This is a genomic window from Streptomyces sp. CA-249302, from assembly GCF_050936785.1.
Lineage (GTDB): Bacteria > Actinomycetota > Actinomycetes > Streptomycetales > Streptomycetaceae > Streptomyces.
On the sequence record NZ_JBNJMG010000001.1, the window covers coordinates 7,335,528 to 7,356,785 of the forward strand.

Consider the following 21,258-nt stretch of genomic DNA (forward strand, 5'->3'; position numbering starts at 1 on the left):
ACACCAGTCTCAGACATCGTCCGCGAGCGCCCGCACCAGCGCGGCGGTCTGCGGGTCCCGGTTCGCCGTCACCGACAGCACGGCCGCGAACTGCTCCACCAGCCAGTCCCGCAACTCCTCGACCGGCGGCTGCTTCCCCTCGTCGAGCCAGATGAGGGAGGCCGCCTCGACGGCGGTGATCCACATCCGGACGGTCGTCCGCAGCCGCAGCCCGGGCTCACTGACCCCCAGGTGGCTGAGAATGTGCACGGCGGCCGCCCGCCGCACCCCGTCCACGATGGCGGTCGTCCGGGAGGTCTCGACGACGCTGCCGCCCTGGAGCAGCGCGCTGAACCCGGCGTCGTGCACGTCGACGAAGGTGAGATACCGGTCGAGGGCGCGGGAGAGCCGGGGGAGGAGCGGCCCTTCCCGGGGTTCGTCGAAACACTGCCGAAGCTCGTCGGCGGCGGACCGCAGCGCGGCTTCGTACAGCTGCTGCTTGCCTCCCGGGAAGTACCGGTACACCAGGGGCCGGGACACCCCGGCCGCCTCCGCGACGTCGTCGAGCGACACGTCCTCGGGGGCACGGTGGGCGAAGAGTCCGAGGGCGGCGTCGAGAAGCTGACTGCGACGCTCCTCAACGCTGAGCCGACGGTAGGCGGGGGCGGCGGGCGTCATGGGTTGCAGCGTAATCGCAGGCAGCGCATGACCACCTGTTTTCATCAGGCCAGCAGCCCCGAGCTCTTCCACAACCGCCGCCCGACCCCCCGAAGCACCCCGATGTCGTCCAGGAAGTCGGTCAACCGCCTGGCGCCGGTCTGCATGACCTCCCGCCGATGCCCGCTCGCCTGCACCTGCGCGAGGGCCTCCCGCTTGTCCAGCCCGACATTCGTGTACACCTCGGGATTCACGAAGGCGACCGAGAACACCCGGGCGAACTCCCCGGACGTGACCCGGGTGAACTCCTGGGACCACCGAGGCGCGGTCACCATCTGCCGCCGCAGCTCCTCACGGGCGTACCGCACATGCCGTGCCTCCTCGACGACATGAATCCGGGTGACGCCCCGGATCAACGGCTGCACCCGCTCGTCCGGGAACGTCAGCCGCTGCATCCAGTCCAGAACCTCCTCGCCCAGCAGGGTCGCCGTGAAGGACCCCGGGGTCGTCGAGATCGTCTTGAAGAGCCGGCCGAGGTTCTGATGGATCCGGGCCACCGGGTACCAGGGTGCGTCCCCGCGTTCGATGAGCCGGGCGAACATCTTGGAGTGCCGGCACTCGTCCTCGATCTCGGTGAGCGCGTACCGCACATGCGCGGTCGTCGCCGCCTTGTCGTAGATGTGCCGCACCAGCAGCTGCATCAGGATGAGCTCGAACCAGATCCCGAGCGAGGCCAGCGCCGCGGCCTCGTGCTGCGACAGCAGGATCCGCTGCTCCTCGCCCATCCGCTTCCACAGCGGCGTGTCGTACAGCGAGACCAGCTCCGGCGGCCAGAACCACTTCCCCTCCTCGAAGGGTGCGTCCCAGTCCAGCTCCTTGTCCGGGTCGAAGGAGTGCTTCGCGGAGGAGGCGAGCAGCCGTTCGGCCACCTGCTCGCGGTCCTTGAGCAGCCCGAGCGCGTCACGCAGGCCTTCCAACGCGTCGGCTTCCGTCAGGGTCGTCATGGCTCTTATGAGACTGCTTGTCAGCAAGGGCGTCAATCCCTCGCGCGCGACTTGTTGACCCGGCGTCTACGAAGGGGGAGCCTGCGGAGCATGCCGACATTCGACCTGTACACCACGGACCCCGGGGACCCCCACTGGCAGGTACCGGCGACCGGCGCGGCCCGCTTCGCCTGGGAGTACGACGACGGCCGCGACCGTCTGCTCGCCCTGTACCAGAAGGGCAAGGACAAGCAGTGGGACGGTCAGAAGCGCATCGACTGGAGCCTGGAGGTGGATCCCCACGACCCCCTCGGCACCCCCGACGAGTCGATCTCCCTCTACGGCACCAAGTACTGGGCGAAGTTCACCGAGAAGGACAAGGGCGAGCTGCGGAGGCATCTCGCCTCCTGGCAGTTCAGCCAGTTCCTGCACGGTGAGCAGGGCGCGATGGTGTGCGCGGCGCGGATCGTCGAGTCCGTCCCCGACCTCGACGCCAAGCTCTACTCGGCGACGCAGGTGATGGACGAGGCGCGGCACGCGGAGATCTACGGCCGCTTCCTGCACGAGAAGATCGGCATGCTGTACCCGATCAACGACAACCTCCAGTCACTCCTCGGCGACACCCTGCGCGACAGCCGCTGGGACATGCCGTACCTGGGCATGCAGGTGCTGATCGAGGGCCTGGCCCTCGCCGCCTTCGGCATGATCCGCGACACCACGGACAAGCCGCTCCCCAAACAGATCCTGGCTTACGTCATGCAGGACGAGGCCCGGCACGTGGCCTTCGGCCGTATGGCGCTGCGCGACTACTACAAACAGCTCACCGACGCCGAACTCCGCGAACGCGAGGAATTCGTCATCGAGGGCTGCTACTTGATGCGCGACCGCCTCCGCGGAGTCGAGGTCCTGGAGAACTTCGGCATCCCCACGGCCGAGGCGGAGGAATACAGCGAGGCCTCCGAATTCCTCGCCCTGTTCCGTCAGTTGCTCTTCTCCCGCATAGTCCCCTGCGTCAAGGACGTCGGCCTGTGGGGCAAACGCCTGCAACAGGCGTACGTCGACATGGGCGTCTTCGAGATGGGCAACTCCAACCTGGACCTGCTGATGGCCCAGGACGAGGAAATCGCCGAAAGACTCGACGCGGAACGCTTCGCGGCGGAGGAACAGGAACGGGTGGCGGAAGTACGGGACGCGATCGAGGCGGGGGCGGCGGAGGGCTGACGGGCGCTAGACCGGGCACCCCAGATCCTCCGGCACCTCCCCGAGGACCGGTACCTCCGTCCCCGCCGCCCCCGGTGGGAAGGAGGTCCGGAGGGTGAAGGCGTGCGGGGTGGGCCCGTTCGTGCGTAGGTGCAGCAGGCGTTCCTCCGCCTCCGCCACCGTCGGACGGTGTCCCGCCGGGACCCACCACAGGGCGACCATCGCCTCCTGCACCCGCTCGAAGAACTCCCTGCGGCGGGCCAGCATCTCCCGGTGGGCGCCCTGGTACATGTACGCGGTCAGGGCGTTCGTGTCCCGCCACACCGACATGTTGATGATGAGCCACTCGTCGCCGAAGACGGCGATGTCCGTCGCGTCGCCGCCCTCGCTCTGCAGCCGCCACACGAAACCGTCGGCCGCGTCCGCGTCGGCGTTCACGGGGTCGAGACTGTCGACGAAGTCCTTCAACTGCGGTGAGTCCAGCGGGGCTTTGAGGCGTCCGATGTTGACCTGGGCGAGTTCGTACGCGGCGGTTGACGTCATGTACCGAACGGTAGGTCGGGGTGGGGCGCCCGCGGTACCCCCGTCTCACGAACCGAGCACCGCCTCCATCACCGCCCGCGCGATCGGCGCCGCCACCCCGCCCCCCGTGATGTCCCCCCGGTCCGCCGACGCGTCCTCCACCACCACGGCGACCGCGACCTTCGGCTCCAGATCCCGCTCCCCCTGCGCCCAGGACACGAACCAGGCATACGGCGTACCGGAGTTGCCGAGACCGTGCTGGGCGGTCCCGGTCTTGCCGCCGACCGTCGCGCCCGGGATCGCCGCGTTCGTGCCGGTCCCCTCCGTCACCACGTCCTCCATCAGTTCCTTCATCCGCACCGCCGTCGCCGGATGCATCGCCTGCCGCACCGGCCGCGAGCCGGACGTGGACAACGTGTCGCCGTCGTCCGTCGTCGTCCGCTCGACGAGGTAAGGCGCCCGCACCTGCCCGCCGTTGGCCACGGCCGCCGCGACCATCGCCATCTGCAACGGCGTGGCCCGCGTGTTGTACTGCCCGATCGACGACAGCGCCAGCTGCGCCTTGTCGACCGAGGTGTCGAAGGTGCTCGGCGCGACCGAGAAGGGGATCCGCAGCCCCGCGTCGTTGAACCCGAAGTCCTCCGCCGTCGCCGCCATGTCCGCCACCCCCACGTCCACCCCCAGCTTCGCGAACACCGTGTTGCACGACCACTCGAACGCGGCCCGCAGCGAGGCGTCCGCGCATCCGTCCCCCTCGTTCGTCAGCGAGGTCGACGTACCCGGCAGCGTGTACGGATCCGGCGAGTCGGTCGGCTTGTCGACATCCGTCACGACCCCCGCGTCCAGCGCCGCCGCCGCGGTCACCACCTTGAAGGTCGACCCCGGCGGATACGTCTGCCGCACCGCCCGGTTCAGCGTCGGCTTGTCGGGATCCGCGTTCAGCCGCGCCCACGACCGCTCCGTGGCCGCCGAGTTCCCCGACAGCACGGCGGGATCGTAGGACGGCGAGGACACCAGGGCCAACACCCGCCCCGTCGAGGGCTCCACGGCCGCCACCGCCCCTTTCCGGCCCCCCAGCCCCTCGTAAGCCGCCTGCTGCGCCGCCCTGTTGAGCGTGGTTACGACGTTCCCGCCCGGGTTCTGCGCCCGCGTCAGGTCGTTCCACAGCGGGAACGGCGTGAGCATCGGGTCGGTCCCGGACAGCACCGCGTCCCCGCTGTGCTCAAGGAGCGTGGTGCCGTACACCTGTGAGGCGAAGCCGGTGACGGGGGCGTACAACGGGCCGTTCGTGTACGTCCGTTCGTAGCGGAGCTGTTCGCCGGTGTCCCGGGAGCCGGTGACGGACTTGCCGCCGACCAGGATGTTCCCGCGCTTCTGGTCGTAACGGGCGATCGTGGAGCGGCGGTTGGCCGGGTTGTCGTCGTAGCGGCCGGCCTGGACGACCTGGATGCGGGTGGCGTTGACGAGGAGGGCGACCAGGAGGAGGGTGCAGAAGGCGGCCGCGTGCCGGATGTACCTGGTCACGGGGCGACCTCGCCGTCGTACTGACTGCGCGCCGAATCGCTGATCCGGATCAGCAGGGCGACGATCGCCCAGTTGGTGACGACCGAGGAGCCGCCCTGGGCGAGGAAGGGCATCGCCATGCCGGTGAGCGGGATCAGACCGCACACCCCGCCGGCGATCACGAAGACCTGGAGCGCGACGATCGAGGCCAGCCCGACCGCGAGCAGCCGGCCGAAAGGTTCCCGCAGCGACAGTCCGGCCCGGTAGCCGCGCTCCACCAGCAGCCCGTAGAGCAGGAAGATCGCGGACAGTCCCGCCAGCCCCAGCTCCTCGCCCGCGGTCGCCAGGATGAAGTCCGACTTGGCGGCGAAGCCGATGAGGATCGAGTGGCCGAGGCCGAGGCCGGTCCCGAGGATGCCGCCCGCGGCGAAGGCGAAGAGGGACTGGGCCAGTTGGTTCGGGCCCTGGCCGGCGTCGATGGATGCGAACGGATGCAGCCAGTCCTCGACCCGGCCGTGCACATGCGGCTCCAGCCAGCCCACGGCCACCGCACCCAGCGAGGTGAGCAGCAGCCCGACCGCGATCCACCCGGTCCGCCCGGTGGCGACGTACAACAACACCACGAAGAGCCCGAAGAACAGCAGTGAGGTCCCCAGGTCCCGCTCCAGCACCAGCACGCCCACGCTCAGCAGCCAGATGGCGACGATCGGGCCCAGCACCCGGCCCGTGGGCAGCTGCATGAACCACACCCGGCGGCCCGCGTACGCGAGCGCGTTGCGGTTGTCGGCGAGGTAGGCGGCGAAGAAGACGGCCAGCAGCACCTTCGCGAACTCGCCCGGCTGGATGGAGAATCCGGCGATCCGGATCCAGATCCGGGCGCCGTTGACGGCCGGGAAGAGGATCGGGAGCAGAAGCAGCACGAGGGCGGCGACGACACAGACGTACGCATAACGCTGAAGGACCCGGTGGTCGCGCAGCACCAGCACCACGACGATGAACAGGGTCACGCCCAGTGTGGACCAGACGAGTTGGGTGGGCGCCGCGCGGTCGCCGGGGGTCTCCAGGTCGAGGCGGTAGATCAGGACCAGGCCGAGGCCGTTGAGCAGGACGCCGATCGGCAGGAGCAGCGGGTCGGCGTCCGGGGCCCGCAGTCGTACGGCGATGTGCGCGAGGAGCGCGAGCACGCCGAGCCCGGCGCCGTAACCGGCGGCGCCGGGCGGGACGGTGCCGTTCTTGGCCAGGCCGACGTCGCAGTAGCCGTACACCGAGAGCAGGACGGCGAGGACGATGAGGGCCAGCTCGATGCCACGGCGCCGGGGGAGGCGTACCGCGGGAGCGGGGGGATCCGCCTTGGCCACGGTGGTTCCGGCGTTGGTCATGTCCGGAACCTACCCAAATAGTGCGTCTTGCGACCTCAGGGCCTCAGCACCAGCGTGGCGTGGGCCCGATGGTGTCGATGTACCGGGCCGAACCCCAGGCCCAGGTGCCGTCCGTGAGGAGGTACCAGCGGTTGTTGCCCTGGATGTACTGTCCGGTGGTCTTGCAGAAGATCGAGACGTGCTCGCCCCGATAGGCCACGCGGATCACCTGGCTGCCCCGGTTCGGCGCGCTGCGCAGAAACAACTCGCTGGCGGTGACGACCCCGCGGTACAGCCGCGGGTTGTTGTGGTGCTCACCGTGGTCCCAGTCCCCACGGTCGTCCTGCTGGCTGAACCCCGGGTCCCCACCACCCTCGTCCCACTCGTCGTCGGCGAGCGCGGGAGTGGCGACGACGGACGTTATGAGTGCGCCGGCGGCGGTGGCTATGGCGATACGGCTGATGGCGGAACGCAGGGACATGGGGCTGAACCTCCACGAGGGGGACGAACCTGACTTACCGCCACATTAGGAGCGTTGGCCGAGGGTGGCTTTTCAGGTTGGGCCAGCCGTGGTCTTTTGCTTTTAGGGGCGCGGGGCTGTATCGATTTGCGGCTCCGCCGCGTGGGCGCGATCAACCCCCACGCAGCGTCAGTCGCGCCACGGCCCCGCCCCCAACGGCGTTGGCGAATTCAAGCCGAGCCCCAAGAACCTCCGCCTGTCCTACCGCAATGGTCAGCCCAAGACCGTGCCCCTTGGCCCCACCCTCCGTCCGAAACCGCTGCGGCCCATGCTCGACCAAATAGTCAGGAAACCCGTCGCCCTCATCCCGCACGGTCACCACAGGCCCGTCAACTGTCAGCGACACCCGCCCCCGCCCATGCTTGTGAGCGTTGGCCACCAAGTTCCCCAGCACCCGCTCCAGCCGCCGCCGATCCGTCTCCACCCGGGCGTCCCGCACCACCACGACCTCGGTATCGGTCCCCGACGCCCGCACCACCCGAGAAGCCAGCGCCCCCAACTCCTCCGCGTCCAGCTCCAGCCGCTCCCGCCCGGTGTCCAGCCGGGAGATCTCCAGCAGGTCCTCGGTGAGCGTCCGCAGCGCGGCCACCCGATCCCGTACCAGCTCGGTGGGCCGCCCCGGCGGCAGCAACTCCGCCGCCGCGTGCAACCCCGTGAGCGGCGTCCGCAGCTCATGCGCGACATCCGCCGTGAACCGCTGCTCACTCAGCAGCTTCCCCTGCAACGAGGCGGCCATGGAGTCCAGTGCGGCCGCCACCGCGGCCACCTCGTCCTGCGGCCGGGTCGGATCCTGGGCCCGCGCGTCGTCGACCCGCGCGTCCAGGTCACCCCCGCTGATCCGCCGGGCGACCTGCGCGGTCGCGTGCAGCCGCCGTGTCACCCGGGTCACCGCGAACGCGCCCACCAGCAGCGTCGCCCCGATCGCCAGCCCGGACGACCACAGGATCGACCGGTCGAGCGCGGCGATGGTGCGGGACTGCTGCGAGTAGTCGACCTCGACCGCGAGGGCCCGGTTCCGGTCGGCCGGACCCGCCGCCCACATCGTCGGATGCCCGCGGTGCTCGGAGACCATCGTGCCGCGGTCCCCCTCCGCGGCCAGCGACCGCAGCGCGTCCGGCAGCCCCGGCGGATCCACCCCCGCGCCCCCGAGCAGCGTGTCCCCGGCCTCGTACGCCCGGGTCGCGTCGGTCAGCCGGGACAGTGCCAGGTCGCGGGCCTGGCCGACGGTCTGGTTGGTCACCGAGACATGCACGAGTACGCCGAGCATCGCGGCCAGCGCGCAGCACATCACCGTGATGAACACGGCGGCCTTCACGGCGAGCGTGCCGGCCCAGTGCGGGAGCGCGAGCCTGCTCATGAGGTCGCCGAGGGGGAGGCGGACGGGGTGGACAGGCGCTCGCGCCTGCCGATGTGCAGCATCTCGTCGTGGGTGAGCAGCATGACGTGCTGCTCGGGGTCCCAGGTCCACTGGAAGCGGTACTCGTAGTCCGCGAGGTCGGACGGCGCGTGGATGATCACCGAGCGCCCGGTCAGCTCGACCCCGCTGACGGCGTCGTCGTTGGACATCACCTGGACCACCCGGCCGGCCTCGACGGTGTAGACGCGGACGGCCGTCTGGTTGCCCGGCAGCAGCCGGAAGCCGAGCGTCAGGTCGGCGTGTCCGTCGCCGGTGATGTCGCGGTAGTAGGCCTTGAGCAGCGGGCACCTGGCGTCCGCGGGCTTCCTGCCGCAGTACGCCATCCGGCGCACGGTCCCGCGGTACTGCGCCTTCGAGCCGCCGTACTCGTCCGGGTGCTGGGCGATCTCCGCCTTCACGACGGCCACCGGATCCACCTTGCGGATGTCGTCGCCGGGCGCGGTGATGCCCTGCATGGCCTCGGAATCGCCGTTGTCGTAGTTCCAGGCGGGGCTGGAGGCGGGCGTGAGGTCCGGCCACAGCTTGGCCGGGCTGGTCGCGGTCGGCGTCGACCCGGCGCCCTCGAGCCCGCCCGCGTCACCGCAGGCCACCGCGGACGCCGCGAGCACGGCGACGGCGGTGACGGTGCGCAGGAGGTGTACGGGACGTCTGGGGGGCACTGTGCTCCTGGGGTACGGGATGTCTACGGCCCTCTACGGCCCCGTACACCCTATTCGTACGGAAGTCCTTTTTGCGCACTCATGGTGCACTCATGGCACGCTCATGCGTGCGAGGAAACGTTACTCGGCAAGCTCCTCCAGCAGCCGGGCCGTCGGCAGACCCGCCCGCAGATAGTCGACGAACAGGTCGTTGTGCAGCGCCCACGGCGAGCGGCGGGCCCGGATCAGCCGGATCGCCTCCTCCGCGGAGTGGCCGCGCCGCACCAGGGCGTGCGCCACCACCAGCCCCGAGCGGTTGTAGCCGTGGTAACAGCGGACGAGGACCTCGCGGCCCTCGTCCAGTGCCTCGCTCGCGGCCAGTGCCAGCCGTATCACCCCCGCGAGCTGGGTCCCGTCCAGCGGCCCGTCCGGAATGGGCCACACGTGGTGTTCGACGCCCGGGTCGGGACCGTGCCCGGGCAGTCTCAACAGGGTCTGTACGAGATCGAACTCATCGCGTACGACGGCGAATTCACGTTGTCCGGTGCGCCCACGGAACTCGTGCCCGCCCATCCACAGGCCGGGCACGATCTCGCTCCACGGGTCGTCCGGGGCCGGTACGTCGGGCTGCTTCCTGCGGGTACGCAATCACGCCTCCCCAAGTCCCCCTCCCAACTGCTGTCAAAGGTAACCGGGTTCTTGCCCGCAGAGCACCCCGCCTGTTCCCATGGTCAAGGGGTGATGGTGCATGAACGGACTGCGCGTCATACCGACCTGGCGACACGGTCAGGAGCGGCTCTACGTGTGCCAGACGGACGGACGGAACATCGCCTGGTACGACCGTGAGGCGGCCAGGATCAACCTGCTCAGCGAGGACGAGAAGGACGAGGTGCTGGAGGTCCTGGGCCCCTTCCTCACCGGCCCGGTGGCCGTGGGCCCGCCGCCGGTGCCCACGCCGGCCGAGCTGGCGCGCCTCTCCCTCCACCCGGACGACGACCTGGCGCCCAACCGCCCCGGCGAGGCGCTGCTGGTCGCCCTGGACCGCGAGCCCGGCCCCAACCACCGGCTCCGCCCGGACCCGCGCCGCCGGGCCCTCGCGGCGGAACAGGCGGTCGGCGACGCCCTGGACCGCCTGGACGGCGCGGGCTGGCACGCCCTGCACTCGATCCCGCTCCCGGGCGGCGACCGGGTCCACCACCTGGCGATCGGCCCCGGCGGCCTGTTCGCCGTACACACCCTCTACGCCCGCAAACAGCGGGTGACGGTCGCGGACCCCATGGTCACCCTGGGCCGCCGCGACCCCCACCCGCTGCTGCGCCGCGTCCGCGCCGACGCCGACCGGGCGTCCTACGCCCTGACGGCCGAGGTCCACCCGGTCCTGGCCCTGGCCGGCCCGGCGGACCTGTCCGTCACAGCGCCCCTGCGCGAGGTCCGCATCCTCCAGGACACGGAGGTCGAGGGCCTGGCCCGCACCGGCGGCGTACTGAAGCCGGCCGACGTGGAGGCACTGCACGCGATGGCGCGGGACCGGGGGACGTGGACGCGGGTCTGACCTGTTATCGGAGCGGCTTGAAGTAGTGGTCGAGCGTCCAGGCTCCGATCCGGGTGCCGACGCGGTTGGCCACGATGTCGCTGGTCCGGAAGTGGATGCCGGCCCAGACCCGGGCGTTGATCACGTCGCGGTTGTAGTCCGCGGCGCTCGTGTACGTCCGGGTGGTGCCCGTGACGGCCGACGAGACACGGAAGTCGATGTCACCGCCGGTCAGCCGGGACAGGACCTTCATCGTGGCCGCGTCGTTGGTGCAGTGGCCGCTCATGTAGTCCGGGTAGGCGGGCGTGTCGAGCAGCGGCAGCCAGTCCGGGTCGGCCGTGGTGGCCGGGTTGCCGTCGGTGTCGGCCAGCCGGACCGCCGTGATGGGACGCCACTGGCCATAGGTCAGCTTGGTGTTCCACGCGGTGATCGACGCGTCGGCGGTCGCCGTACCGGTGGCCGCGAACAGCCGCGCCGCGTCCACGATGTCCAGGCCGTGCCGCTCGACGTACCCGCGGTAGGCCGCCTGGAACTGCACCGGCAGCACATCACCGAAGAACCGTCCGGTCTCGGTCTGCGCGTCGGTACGCCCGGACCCGGTCCGCACGCCCATCACCTTGATCTCGGCGAAGTCCCTCGTGTACGCCTTCGAGGTCAGCGCCGGCGGGGGACCGGGCCGGAGCTGGTCCGAGGAGCGCAGCACCATGGGCCGTACCTTGGCGAGCCACGGGTCGATCATGGGCGCGTTCGCGGGCAGGGTGGGCCGCCAGACGCCGGGCGCGGGCGGCTTGTCGAAGGTGACCGGCGCACCCCGCCCGTCGCCCTCGCGCAACCGCACGATGTGCGCGGCGGCCTTCTCCCCGAAGGCGACCCCGTCGTCCTCGGCCTTCCCGTCCGGGATCTTGCCGAGCGAGGCGGTGTAAGCGGCGTCGACCCGGGCCTGTGAGGCCGGGAAGTAGGTGAGCAGGATCCGGTGCGCGGCGGCAGCGGCGGCGGCCTCGGAGGAGGCGTGCCGCGGCCCTCGTACGTCCCACTTGTACTCGGCGTACCGGCCCTCGATGCCGACCACGGCGTTGTAGACGGCGGCGTCGACGAAGCCGTACCAGAGGAACTGCTCGGCCCCCGGCCGCTTGGCGTCCGTCTGGACGACGTCGACGGCGGTCCGGCTCCAGTCGTCGATCACGCCGGCACCTGGGACGGACTTCGGCGCCCGGGGCGCGCCGGCCGCCTGCGAGGCCCACGGCACGGCGCCGAGGGCGAGGACCGTCAGGCCGACGACGAGGGTGCGGCGGACGGTGCGGGAGAGGTGGGGAGCAGTGCGGGGTCCGGGCGCTGCCGACGATCCATGCCGGTCGTTCAACTGTTTCTGTGCCATGGGTGCCCCCCTTGGCTGGTTTCGGTTGGAGCCAAGGGTGCACCCGGGTCCGGCGCGGACCGGCGCATTCCGCTGATTGGTCAGCCCGCTGAACGCCCCTCTCTAGCGCAGGGGTTGGAAGTAGTGGTCGAGCGTCCAGTGGCCGATCCGGCGCCCGATCCGGTTCCCGACGACGTCGGCGGTACGGAAGTGGATCCCGCTCCAGATACGGGCGTTGATCACGTCGTGGTTGTAGTCGCGGGCGCTGGTGTACGTGCGCGTGGTGCCGGTGACCGCCGAGTGCAGGCGCAGGTCGATGTCACCACCGGTCAGGCGGTCGAGTACGGCCATGACGGCGCCGTCGTTGGCGCAGTGCCCGCCGATGTACTCCGGGTAGGGCGGGGTGTTGAGCAGCGGCTCCCAGGACGGGTCGGCCTCGGTGGCGGGGTTGCCGTCGGTGTCGGCGAGCCGGATGGCGTGGATCGGCCGCCAGAAGGCGTAGCCGAACTTGGCGTTCCAGGTGGTGATCGTGGCGTCGGCGGCCGCGGTGTTGAGCGCGGCGAACAGCCGGGCCGCCTCGACGATGTCCAGCCGGTGCCTGGCCACGTGGTCCCGGTAGCCGGCCTGGAGCTGCTGGGGCAGCGGATCGGAGAAGAACAGCGCGGTCTCGGTCCCGTACGGCGACCGCTCGCTGCTGTTCTTCCCTCCCACGGCCTTGGTCTCGGCCAGATCCCGGGCGTACCGCTCGGAGGTCAGCGCCGGCGGCGGCCCCGGCAGGAACTTGTCCGGCGAGCCGAAGGTCATCGGCCGCACCTTCCCGAGCCACGGGTTGACGGCCGGGCTGTAGTTGGGCGGGGCGGGCCGCCAGACACCGGGGGCCGGCTTGGGATCGAAGGCGACCTCGGCATCGCGCCCGTCGTGCTCGCGCAGCTGGATGATCCGCCGGGCGGCCTTCTCCCCGAAGGCGACCCCGGCCCGCTCGGCCTTCCCGTCCGGGATCTTGCCGAGCGAGGCGGTGTAGGCGGCGTCGATGCGCTTCCGGGAGGCCGGGAAGTAGGTGAGCAGCACCCGCCGGGCGGCGGCAGCGGCGGCGGCCTCGGAGGAGGCGTTGCGCGGCCCTCGCACGTCCCACTTGTACTCGGCGTACCGGCCCTCGATGCCGACCACGGCGTTGTAGACGGCGGCCTGGACGAAGCCGTACCAGAGGAACGGCTCGGCGGTCGGCCGCTTGGCGTCCCCGAAGACGACGTCGACGGCGGTCTTGTTCCAGTCGTTGACGACACCGGAGCCCGGCACGGGTCTCGGGGCGGCGGTGGCTGCCTCGGGCGCCCAGGGGAGGGCGGCGAGGGCGAGGGCGGTGAGGCCTACGGCGAAGGTGCGGCGGAGAGGGAAGGTGCCGGGTGGGCGGCCGGTGATATGGGTGCAGGTGGGTGGTCGCGCTTCCATGCTGCTCCTTGGTGGGTGCGGGCGTGCCGATGTCCCCCCGTGGTCAGAGGTGCCCTCGGAACGGCGGGTGCGGTGCACCCGTTGGAGCGGTTTACGGCTGTCCGTCGAGCCGAGGGCTCAGGGCAGCGGGGCCGCGTCGCCCGGGTCGAGGAGCGGGGCGAGCAGGTCGCCGTAGTCCTGGAGGCGGGGGGCGATGTCGTCCGCCCGGAAGGCCAGCCGGGCAGGCGCCGTACACGCCTCGACCTCGCCCCAGGTGATGGGCGCCGAGACGCTGGGCTCTGGCCGGGCGCGCAACGTATAGGGCGTGGCGGTGGTCTTCCGGGCCGCGTTCTGGCTCCAGTCGACGAAGACCTTGCCGGGCCGCAGGCTCCGGGTCATCCGGTGCAGCACGAGCCGCGGCATGGCCCGCTCGGCCTCGACGGCGAGCTGTTTGGCGTACTCACTGACCTGCTCGGACGCTACCGGCCGCACGGCGGCGAGCACATGCAGCCCCTTCGACCCGGAGGTCTTGGCGAGGGCGTCGAAGCCGTCGCCCGCGAGCCGTTCCCGCAACCACACCGCCACCCGACAACAGTCGACGATGCTCGCGGGCGCCCCCGGATCGAGATCGAAGACGATCCGGTCGGCGACGCCTGGGTCCCGTACCACCCACTGATGCGTATGGAACTCGGTCACGAGATTGGCGGCCCACATCAGACTCGGCAGATCCTGCACGAGCACCATCCGCGCCGGCCCCTCCGACCGCGACACCTCGGCGGTGGTGACCCAGTCGGGCGTACCCGGAGGCACGTTCTTGGTGAAGAACAGCTGCCCGTCCGGCCCGTCCGGATACCGCAGGAACGAAACGGGCCGATCCCGCAGATGGGGAAGGATCGCCTCGGCGTTGACGGCGTAGTAGTGCAGCACCTCGCCCTTGGTGAACCCGGTCTCCGGATAGAGCACCTTCTCCAGGTTGCTGAGCGCGAGCCGTCTCCCCTCCACCTCCGTGATGGGCGTCATACCATAAGAATTCCAGACATTCCGGAAAGGATCCCGCCCGTGAGATCCATATGGAACGGCGCCATCTCGTTCGGCCTGGTCAGCATCCCGATCAAGCTGGTGAACGCCACCGAGAGCCGCTCGATCTCCTTCCGCCAGATCCACCTGGAGGACGGCGGCCGCGTCCGCTACCGCAAGTTCTGCGAACTGGAGGACAAGGAGATCAGCTCGGCCGAGATCGGCAAGGGTTACGAGGACGCCGACGGCACGATCATCCAGATCACGGACGAGGACCTCGCGCACCTGCCCCTCCCCACCGCGAAGACGATCGAGATCGTGGCCTTCGTCCCCGCGGACCGCATAGACCCCCTCCAGATGGACTCGGCGTACTACCTGGCCGCGGGCGGCGTCCCGGCGGCAAAGCCGTACACCCTGCTGCGCGAGGCCCTGAAACGCAGCAACAAGGTGGCGATAGCGAAGTACGCCCTACGAGGCCGCGAACGCCTGGGCATGCTCCGCGTGGTGGACGAGGCGATCGCCATGCACGGCCTCCTCTGGCCGGACGAGGTCCGCGCCCCCGAGGGCGTCGCCCCCGACACGAACGTCACCGTCAACGCCAAGGAACTCGACCTCGCGGACGCCCTCATGGACACCCTGGGCGAGATCGACCTCGACGAACTCCACGACGAGTACCGGGAGGCCCTCGAGGAGGTCGTAGCGGCAAAGGCGGCCGGCGAATCCCCTCCGGAATCCCCGGAACCGTCCCGGGGCGGCAAGGTCCTGGACCTGATGGCGGCACTGGAGAAGAGCGTGAGCGCGGCGAAGAAGTCGAGGGGCGAGGAGCCGGCCGACACGGAGCCCGCACCGAAGGCCGAGGTCAGACGCCTCCCGGCCCGCAAGTCGGCAAGCACGACACCGAAACAGAAGACCGGCAGGAAGACGACGTCGACGACTCCGAAAAAGACGGCCGCGAAGAAGACCACGGCATCGGCGAAGAAGTCGACGGCCGAATCGACACAGGCTACGGCGTCGGCGAAGAAGACGACGGCGAAGAAAACAGCCCCGGCGAAGAAAACAGCCCCGGCGAAGAAGACGACGTCCCGCAAACGCACGGCGTGATCGGGCGTCAGGCACCGCCTACTGCAGCGACGGATGCAACTTCTCACGCACGACCCACGGTTCCTGGTCCACGCCCACTCCGTCGATCGTCATCCCCGCGAAAAGCCCCAGGCCGCCGGAGACCACACCCAACACCAACCGGGCCCAGTACGGGACGACATCGAGCAGGAACGGAACGGCGAGGAGGGCTCCGACCGCCGCGATGCGCAGGTGCGAGGCGTGCACTTTCGGAAAGTACCGGGAGGGCCGAGGAACCGGTACGACGGTGAGCGCGACGTCGGTCTCGCAGACGGGCGCGGCACCGTCACGCAGGTAGTGGGCGTGGTCCTCCTCCGGGGTCGTACCCCAGACCACGTGCCCGGAGTCGGCGACGAAGGCTGCGGAAACCTTGCGCTCCCTGTTCGTGCCCGCGATGTCCCGCCACCGAGCCGGCCAGCACAACCAGCCACCGTGGCGGCCGAGTTGGGAGGCGGCGTGGGTGAGGTGCTTGTGGCTGACGATGTCACTGTGGCCGACGTGCACGGCCTGGAGCCGGACGACCGGCTGCTCGCCGCCGTCCCCTCGGGAACGAACTCGATGGAATACGAACTGTTGACGCCGATCCGGCCGACACCCTTCCCCGTCGGATACCGATACGCCTCGCGCACCGGAGTACCGAACCGCACGCGAACCGCATGCACGCTCCCCGCGGCAGCATCCTCCTTGAGCATGCGCTGCCCGCGATCGAGATAGCTCTGGAGCAGGGTGAGGCAGAGCAGGGACAACACCGCACCGAGGAGAAAGGTGACCAGGCAGTACAGGGCCCCGGCCGTCGAGCCCCCACCGCCGTAGGCGCTGCCGGCCGCCACATACGGCGCCCAGATGGTGAGGTAGGCGGTGACGATCAGCCCCCAGTCACGACGCACCGCCCCCAGCTTCCCGGGCACCCTCCCCAGCGGATCGGCGGCGGCCGGCAACGGCTCGACGAGGGGAGCCGACCGGGAGACCACCACCCACCCCACGACGAACACCGCGGCCAGAGCAAGCGGCACAAGAACATCCACCCGCGGCCCGTCACCGACGTACCACAAAGAGCCGGCGCCCCAGGCGACCCCCGCCGCCGACAACGCCGCCGCCCCCAGCCCCCTGGCGAGCGGCGTAGAACGGTGCTGCATCCGGCCTCCCCCGACTCCAAACGCGAAGATCTTGCGCGAGGCAGGAGATTACGCCCGTTGATCACCTTCCGGAAGGCCCCGAACTGGGGCCGCCAGGAAGGGCACACGGCTGCGCCGGGCCAGTCCGGCGGTCACGGGATCAGGAAAGCCGGCCGGCCTCGTGAAGCGCGTCGAAGACCATCGCGTCGACGACCGAAACCCGGTCCCGATCGGCATGCCGGAACCACGCCTTCTCGGCGATCTCCCTCGACGGGATCAGCTCACCGCGGTGCTCGGCGGTGTAGCAGATCATCCGAAAGGGGCCGTGCCCGGGATGGCCCTCGCCGATCTCGAAAGTCCCGAAGCGCACCATGGAACCAGGACTGATCGCCGCCTGAAGCTCCTCGTCGATCTCCCGCACCAGAGTCTCACTGTCGGACTCACCCGGCTCGCGATGACCGCCCGGAAGATAGAAGCGGTCCCTCCCATGACTACGAGTCACCAACACCCGGCCATCCCGCACCAGAACCCACGCCACCTTCTCCGGCACGCCGTCGCCGTTCACCATGGCCCGGACCGTATCGGAAGGCACCAGCCCGGAGCGGCATGCGTCCACACAAACGCGAAGACCCCGCCCACAGCATTTCCGCTGACGACGGGGCCTTTGGGCACCTCACAGGGTGCCCCCGGCAGGATATCCCGCCCTCTGGACAGATCTCGGGTTGCTCTTCAGCTCTCGAAACAAGATGGCTCACCAGCGGGTCTGATGCAGGTTTGGGTGACAGGTTGACCTGCCCCGCGGTTTGGGTTCCAGCCGCGGTGGCTAACTGGCGGCGGGGATGGTGTCTTGTTCGGAGAGTAGTTCGTACTCGATCGGGGTGCGGTAGCCCAGTGCTGAGTGGCGCCGCTGTCGGTTGTGGAAGACCTCGATGTACTCGAAGATCACGTTCGCCAACTCGACCCGGGTCTTCCACCGTCTGCGGTTGAGCAGCTCGATCTGCATCGAGGACCAGAACGACTCCATCATCGCGTTGTCCAGGCCGTCTCCGACTGTGCCGAACGATGGCAGGAGCCCGGCGGAGCGGATCCGCTCGCCGAAGGCCCAGGAGGTGAACTGGGTGCCGTGATCGGCGTGCACGATCCCGCCTGGTTCGGGACGCCGGTTGCGCAGGGCCATGTCCAGCGCGTTGACCACGAGGGTGGAGTCCTGTCTGGAGTCGATCGACCAGCCCACGATCTTGCGGCTGAACGCGTCCAGGACCGCCGCGCAGTACACCCACCCCTCTCTGGTGCGGTGTTGCGTGATGTCGGTGACCCACAGCTCGTTGGGACGCAGCCGATGGAACTTGCGGTTGACCAGGTCGTCGGCGGTGACGACACCCCGCAGGCGCTTGATCCGCACCGGTCCGGGCAGTCCGTGGATCCTGGCCTGTGTCATCAGCACCGACACGGTCCGCGCACACCTGGATGCCCATGCCCAGGGTGAGCTCGGCGTGGACGCGGCGGTAGCCGTAGGTGCCGCGTGAGGCGACGTGGACCTCCTGGATCAGCCCGGTCAGCCACTGCCGTCGCAACTGCCGCAGTGTGGTCGGGGTGCGCTTGTGCTTGTAGTAGTTCTGCCGGGCGACCCCGAGGATCCGGCAGCATCGGTCGACCGGTGCCCCGGCATCGACGAGACGGTCGATCACCGGGTAGAGCCTTTTGGGGCCGGCTTGTCCTCGCCGAGGAACGTGGCGGCCTTGCGGACGATCGCAAGCTCGGTTTCCAGCTCGCGGATCCGTCGCCGCGCTGCACGCAGCTCTGCGGACTCCTCCGAGACCCTGCCAGGGCGCCGGCCGTTGTCGATGTCGTCCTGGCGCAACCACTTCGACAACGTGACCGGATGGATGCCGAGGTCAACGGCGGTCTGCTTCTGTTCCTTTCCTGCCCGCACCAACGCGATGGCGCGGGCGCGGAACTCAGCGGGGTAGGCGCGGGGCATGTCCGGCAGCCTTTCGTGAAGGCCGTCAGTTAGCCAGCAGAACTGGAACCTGAGAGGTGGGGCAGGTCAACCCAGTCACCCGATCGTGCGGCAGACCCATGAACTATCCTGAACGGCCGGATGATGTGCGCGAGGAAGCTTTCAGGGATTATTGGGAGCATACGAGTGAGACGGCTGTTTATTGAAACTGGCGGTCAGGCCAGAGTTCGAAAATGAAGGGTCTGTGATATGGAATCTGGCCAGAATGAGGGTGGCGAGGCAGCGGCGGTGTTCGCAGTAGCTTTTGACGCCACGGCGAGCCTTCGTTCGTACCTATCTACTCATCATCTCTACGCGGCCAGGTACTTGGCGCAGGACGCAAATGAGAGAGAGCGTGCTCTGGCAAGCCGTGCACCCCTGTTTGACGCACGTCATCGAGGTCTGGTGCTGGCTTCTGTGACCGAGTCGGTAGCATTTGTTGAGGCCGCAATCAACGAAGTTTACGTGGACGCTACTGAAGAGCGCGGATCGTACTTTGGTCAACTGTCGGCCGACTGTCGCTCACACATGGCGACGCTCTGGGAAGCAACCGGAGATCGGTTGCAGGCTCTGGACAAGTATAACCTTGCGCTATCTTTCGCCAATAGGCCGAAACTTGAGAAGGGTGAGAACCCTTATCAGGACGCTAAGCGATTGATTGAGCTGCGTAACTACGTTGTTCATTACAAGCCGCATGAAAGAACTACAGATGACCCGCACAGGCATGAGGGTGCACTCAAAGGCAAGTTCCCCGAGAATGCATTGATGAGCGGCTCTGGTAACCCTTGGTTTCCTGACCATGCCTTTGGTGCTGGCTGCGCTGAGTGGGCCTGGCGGTCAGCCCGATCTTTGGCTGCCGAGTTCTCTAAGCGCATGGGTTTGCGTCTCAACTACGAGATTGCCGACTTTGAGGATCCGCTCCCGCGCTAGGGGTAGCGCAGTGAGCACATCGTCGAGTTCCGATTACCGTGCGCCCCGAGCTGAGCTAAAGGGCCGCCCGTAGCTCGCATGAATCGCTTTGCTCGGCGGGAGCTGAATGTCGGCGGAGTCGAAACCTAGTTCACCTTTTCCCAACTCTTCTGCCGGGATTCCCGGGTTGTCAGCGTGAACATGGTCCAGATGAGAGCGGCTAGGAGAAGGACTACGGGAATCCCCACCCCCCAAGCGACGCAGGGGTGACCGCTGTCAACGATCCTGAACAGCGACACGGCAACCGCGCCAGCGATCAGGAGGGCTGGCCCCAGGACGCTGCCCACGAAGATGCAGATCGCCGCGACCCCTGCGGCACGCTCTGGATCATTAGTCGCCAGTGACCATGTGTAGCCGTTGTTCGCAAAGGGTCGGATTTCAGCCGGTTCAAAAACCTTCCTATCCGTTTCAACCCTCTCGTCCACGACGAGCGCCCACTCGCCCTTACTCAATTCAACCTCAAGGGCTTCCATGTACCAGCGTCGGCGAGCTCCGATCGCGGACTGCTGCACGTGGTAAGCGCCGAGCGCGAAGGCAATGAACGGTACGGCGATCCACATACCCCAGGGAGGGGACTTGGCGACAAGCGTCACGGTCAGAAGCGCGCTCAGGGCTGTCAGCATGAGCGCCGACGTCGTGGTCCAGTAGCCCCGCTCGTCTTGCCGCTCCAAGTCATAAGCGTGCAGCAGCTTTTGCAACCTTGCGTCGCTGGTCATAGTCGGCATAGTAGAAGCTATGGGACGTTAATCCAGCCCGTAGTCAGACCTAGGTGGTCGTCTCGTCGGGAGTTGGTGTAGCAGCGGGCTCGATGGGAGGATCACGTCGCGACGAGGCAGCGCGTTCGGCGTGCAGGCGAACCCTCTAGCGCAGGTCTATCGCGATCAGTGCGCAGCAACGACAAAGAGCCGGACCCAGTGAGACTGGGGCCGACTCTTTGTGTCTGGCACTTCAGCGGTCTGATCACGCTGTTCCGGCTTCTGTGCCCCCGGCAGGATTCGAACCTGCGCACACGGCTCCGGAGGCCGTTGCTCTATCCCCTGAGCTACGGGGGCGTGTCCGCTGCGCTGTGTGCGCGGCGACGGGTAGAACCCTACCAGCTCCAACGGGGTGTTCATGAACGGGTTTCCCGGCGTCGCCCCGGGCATCGGTGCAGGGTGATGCCTGTCGGCGCGGTGAGTCCTGGGGGTGGCCGTACGGCCTGCCGTCGGGGCTTCAGTCGGGCCTGCCCTCGTATCCCGTACGCCTTCTCCCAGCGTCCCCCGCACAGGTTGGAAGTGGGGAAAACCCGGACGCGGTGGCCGGGGTCGACCTACTCTCGAGTTGTGCCAGGCGCGTCGGGTCGGGTGCTTGTTGTGGACGACAACAAGGTCATCCGGCAGTTGATCAGGGTCAATCTCGAGCTGGAGGGGCTCGAGGTCGTGACCGCGGCCGATGGTGCCGAGTGTCTGGATGTCGTTCATCAGGTGCGGCCCGATGTCGTGACGCTGGACGTGGTCATGCCGCGGCTCGACGGGTTGCGGACGGCTGCGCGGCTGCGTTCCGACCCCCGCACTCGTGACCTTCCGCTCGCCATCGTCAGCGCCTGCACCTCCTACGAGGTCGAGACCGGCCTCGACGTCGGCGTCGACGCCTTCCTCGCCAAGCCCTTCGAACCCGCCGAACTCGTGCGCCTCGTACAGCAGTTGATCGAGCGGAGGAGGAGCGGAAGGGGAGAAGGGGGACGGGAGGGAGAGGGGGAGAAGGAGAGGGAGGTAGCTGAGGCTTCAGCTCTTGAGGCCGTCCTCGGTGTCGGTGAGGCCGAGCGGGCAGGGCGCGCCGGCGCCTGACCAAGGACCGTGGCTGGCAGTCCCGGCTGACAGCTCCACATCCCTGCCTCGGCTCCTGGACCCGTCCCGCATCCCTGCCCCGTCCCGCTCTTGCTCGGCCCCCGCATCCCGGCCCAGGCCTCTGTC

At 68.9% G+C, this 21,258-nt stretch carries 20 protein-coding genes, 1 tRNA gene and 1 pseudogene; 5 read left to right on the forward strand and 17 right to left on the reverse strand.

Annotated elements, in window-relative coordinates:
• Window positions 1-9 precede the first annotated feature (9 nt).
• Both ACQEWB_RS33350 and ACQEWB_RS33355 read right to left on the reverse strand, forming a co-directional pair.
• A complete protein-coding gene (locus ACQEWB_RS33350; protein WP_432837582.1) occupies window positions 10-657 on the reverse strand; it encodes a TetR/AcrR family transcriptional regulator in 648 nt (215 codons plus the stop codon).
• A gap of 44 nt (window positions 658-701) precedes the next feature.
• Window positions 702-1,640 (reverse strand): AurF N-oxygenase family protein, encoded by a 939-nt coding sequence (locus ACQEWB_RS33355; RefSeq protein WP_432837584.1) that lies wholly within the window; start codon window positions 1,638-1,640, stop codon window positions 702-704.
• A 90-nt stretch (window positions 1,641-1,730) separates the two neighbouring features.
• Between ACQEWB_RS33355 and ACQEWB_RS33360 the strand changes: the two genes are divergently transcribed.
• Entirely contained in the window at window positions 1,731-2,840 is a 1,110-nt protein-coding gene (locus ACQEWB_RS33360; RefSeq protein ID WP_432837586.1) for a ferritin-like domain-containing protein, read from the forward strand.
• 6 nt (window positions 2,841-2,846) lie between these two features.
• On the opposite strand, the gene ACQEWB_RS33365 is transcribed toward ACQEWB_RS33360, so the two are convergent.
• The 7 genes from ACQEWB_RS33365 to ACQEWB_RS33395 form a co-directional block, all read right to left on the reverse strand.
• Window positions 2,847-3,362, reverse strand: a complete 516-nt coding sequence (locus tag ACQEWB_RS33365; protein WP_432837588.1) for a DUF3291 domain-containing protein — start codon at window positions 3,360-3,362, stop codon at window positions 2,847-2,849.
• 45 nt (window positions 3,363-3,407) lie between these two features.
• A complete protein-coding gene (locus ACQEWB_RS33370; protein ID WP_432837590.1) occupies window positions 3,408-4,865 on the reverse strand; it encodes a penicillin-binding transpeptidase domain-containing protein in 1,458 nt (485 codons plus the stop codon).
• Window positions 4,862-6,223, reverse strand: a complete 1,362-nt coding sequence (locus ACQEWB_RS33375; protein WP_432837592.1) for an FtsW/RodA/SpoVE family cell cycle protein — start codon at window positions 6,221-6,223, stop codon at window positions 4,862-4,864. The genes ACQEWB_RS33370 and ACQEWB_RS33375 overlap by 4 nt, the downstream gene beginning before the upstream one ends.
• 43 nt (window positions 6,224-6,266) lie before the next feature.
• On the reverse strand, window positions 6,267-6,683 hold the full coding sequence (locus ACQEWB_RS33380) for an SH3 domain-containing protein (RefSeq protein ID WP_432837594.1): 417 nt from the start codon (window positions 6,681-6,683) through the stop codon (window positions 6,267-6,269).
• Window positions 6,684-6,834: 151 nt separating this feature from the next.
• A complete protein-coding gene (locus ACQEWB_RS33385; protein WP_432837597.1) occupies window positions 6,835-8,079 on the reverse strand; it encodes an ATP-binding protein in 1,245 nt (414 codons plus the stop codon).
• Window positions 8,076-8,798 carry a hypothetical protein gene (locus ACQEWB_RS33390; protein ID WP_432837599.1) on the reverse strand — a complete coding sequence of 241 codons (723 nt, stop codon included), beginning with the start codon at window positions 8,796-8,798 and terminating at the stop codon, window positions 8,076-8,078. The genes ACQEWB_RS33385 and ACQEWB_RS33390 overlap by 4 nt, the downstream gene beginning before the upstream one ends.
• A gap of 120 nt (window positions 8,799-8,918) precedes the next feature.
• Complete coding sequence (locus tag ACQEWB_RS33395) at window positions 8,919-9,425, reverse strand: protein-tyrosine phosphatase family protein (protein WP_432837601.1); 507 nt, start codon at window positions 9,423-9,425, stop codon at window positions 8,919-8,921.
• Window positions 9,426-9,525: 100 nt separating this feature from the next.
• On the opposite strand from ACQEWB_RS33395, the gene ACQEWB_RS33400 reads away from it, so the two are divergent.
• Entirely contained in the window at window positions 9,526-10,329 is an 804-nt protein-coding gene (locus ACQEWB_RS33400; RefSeq protein WP_432837604.1) for a nuclease-related domain-containing protein, read from the forward strand.
• 4 nt (window positions 10,330-10,333) lie between these two features.
• Here the strand turns inward: ACQEWB_RS33400 and ACQEWB_RS33405 are convergent, their stop codons facing one another.
• The 3 genes from ACQEWB_RS33405 to ligD form a co-directional block, all read right to left on the reverse strand.
• Window positions 10,334-11,683, reverse strand: a complete 1,350-nt coding sequence (locus ACQEWB_RS33405) for a vanadium-dependent haloperoxidase (RefSeq protein WP_432837606.1) — start codon at window positions 11,681-11,683, stop codon at window positions 10,334-10,336.
• 102 nt (window positions 11,684-11,785) lie between these two features.
• Window positions 11,786-13,108, reverse strand: coding sequence for a vanadium-dependent haloperoxidase (locus ACQEWB_RS33410; protein WP_432837608.1), 1,323 nt, complete (start codon window positions 13,106-13,108; stop codon window positions 11,786-11,788).
• A 117-nt stretch (window positions 13,109-13,225) separates the two neighbouring features.
• Window positions 13,226-14,107, reverse strand: coding sequence for a non-homologous end-joining DNA ligase (gene ligD, locus ACQEWB_RS33415; protein ID WP_432837610.1), 882 nt, complete (start codon window positions 14,105-14,107; stop codon window positions 13,226-13,228).
• A 39-nt stretch (window positions 14,108-14,146) separates the two neighbouring features.
• Here ligD and ACQEWB_RS33420 point away from each other — a divergent pair, with 39 nt between their 5' ends.
• Window positions 14,147-15,205, forward strand: coding sequence for a Ku protein (locus tag ACQEWB_RS33420; protein WP_432837612.1), 1,059 nt, complete (start codon window positions 14,147-14,149; stop codon window positions 15,203-15,205).
• 18 nt (window positions 15,206-15,223) lie between these two features.
• Here ACQEWB_RS33420 and ACQEWB_RS33425 read toward each other — a convergent pair whose 3' ends face one another.
• The 3 genes and pseudogenes from ACQEWB_RS33425 to ACQEWB_RS33435 all read right to left on the reverse strand — a co-directional run bounded on the left by ACQEWB_RS33425 (window position 15,224) and on the right by ACQEWB_RS33435 (window position 18,319).
• Window positions 15,224-15,727, reverse strand: coding sequence for a hypothetical protein (locus tag ACQEWB_RS33425; protein ID WP_432837614.1), 504 nt, complete (start codon window positions 15,725-15,727; stop codon window positions 15,224-15,226).
• Window positions 15,728-16,498: 771 nt separating this feature from the next.
• Entirely contained in the window at window positions 16,499-16,906 is a 408-nt protein-coding gene (locus tag ACQEWB_RS33430) for an NUDIX hydrolase (protein ID WP_432837616.1), read from the reverse strand.
• A 255-nt stretch (window positions 16,907-17,161) separates the two neighbouring features.
• Window positions 17,162-18,319 (reverse strand): annotated as a pseudogene (locus tag ACQEWB_RS33435) (IS3 family transposase).
• Between the two features lie 228 nt (window positions 18,320-18,547).
• Here ACQEWB_RS33435 and ACQEWB_RS33440 point away from each other — a divergent pair.
• Window positions 18,548-19,267 carry a hypothetical protein gene (locus ACQEWB_RS33440; protein ID WP_432837618.1) on the forward strand — a complete coding sequence of 240 codons (720 nt, stop codon included), beginning with the start codon at window positions 18,548-18,550 and terminating at the stop codon, window positions 19,265-19,267.
• 125 nt (window positions 19,268-19,392) lie between these two features.
• On the opposite strand, the gene ACQEWB_RS33445 is transcribed toward ACQEWB_RS33440, so the two are convergent.
• Both ACQEWB_RS33445 and ACQEWB_RS33450 read right to left on the reverse strand, forming a co-directional pair.
• Window positions 19,393-20,022, reverse strand: coding sequence for a hypothetical protein (locus ACQEWB_RS33445; protein WP_432837620.1), 630 nt, complete (start codon window positions 20,020-20,022; stop codon window positions 19,393-19,395).
• A 264-nt stretch (window positions 20,023-20,286) separates the two neighbouring features.
• A tRNA-Arg gene (locus ACQEWB_RS33450) sits at window positions 20,287-20,358 on the reverse strand.
• A 270-nt stretch (window positions 20,359-20,628) separates the two neighbouring features.
• Between ACQEWB_RS33450 and ACQEWB_RS33455 the strand changes: the two genes are divergently transcribed.
• On the forward strand, window positions 20,629-21,132 hold the full coding sequence (locus ACQEWB_RS33455) for a response regulator (RefSeq protein WP_432837622.1): 504 nt from the start codon (window positions 20,629-20,631) through the stop codon (window positions 21,130-21,132).
• The last annotated feature ends 126 nt before the right edge of the window (window positions 21,133-21,258 follow it).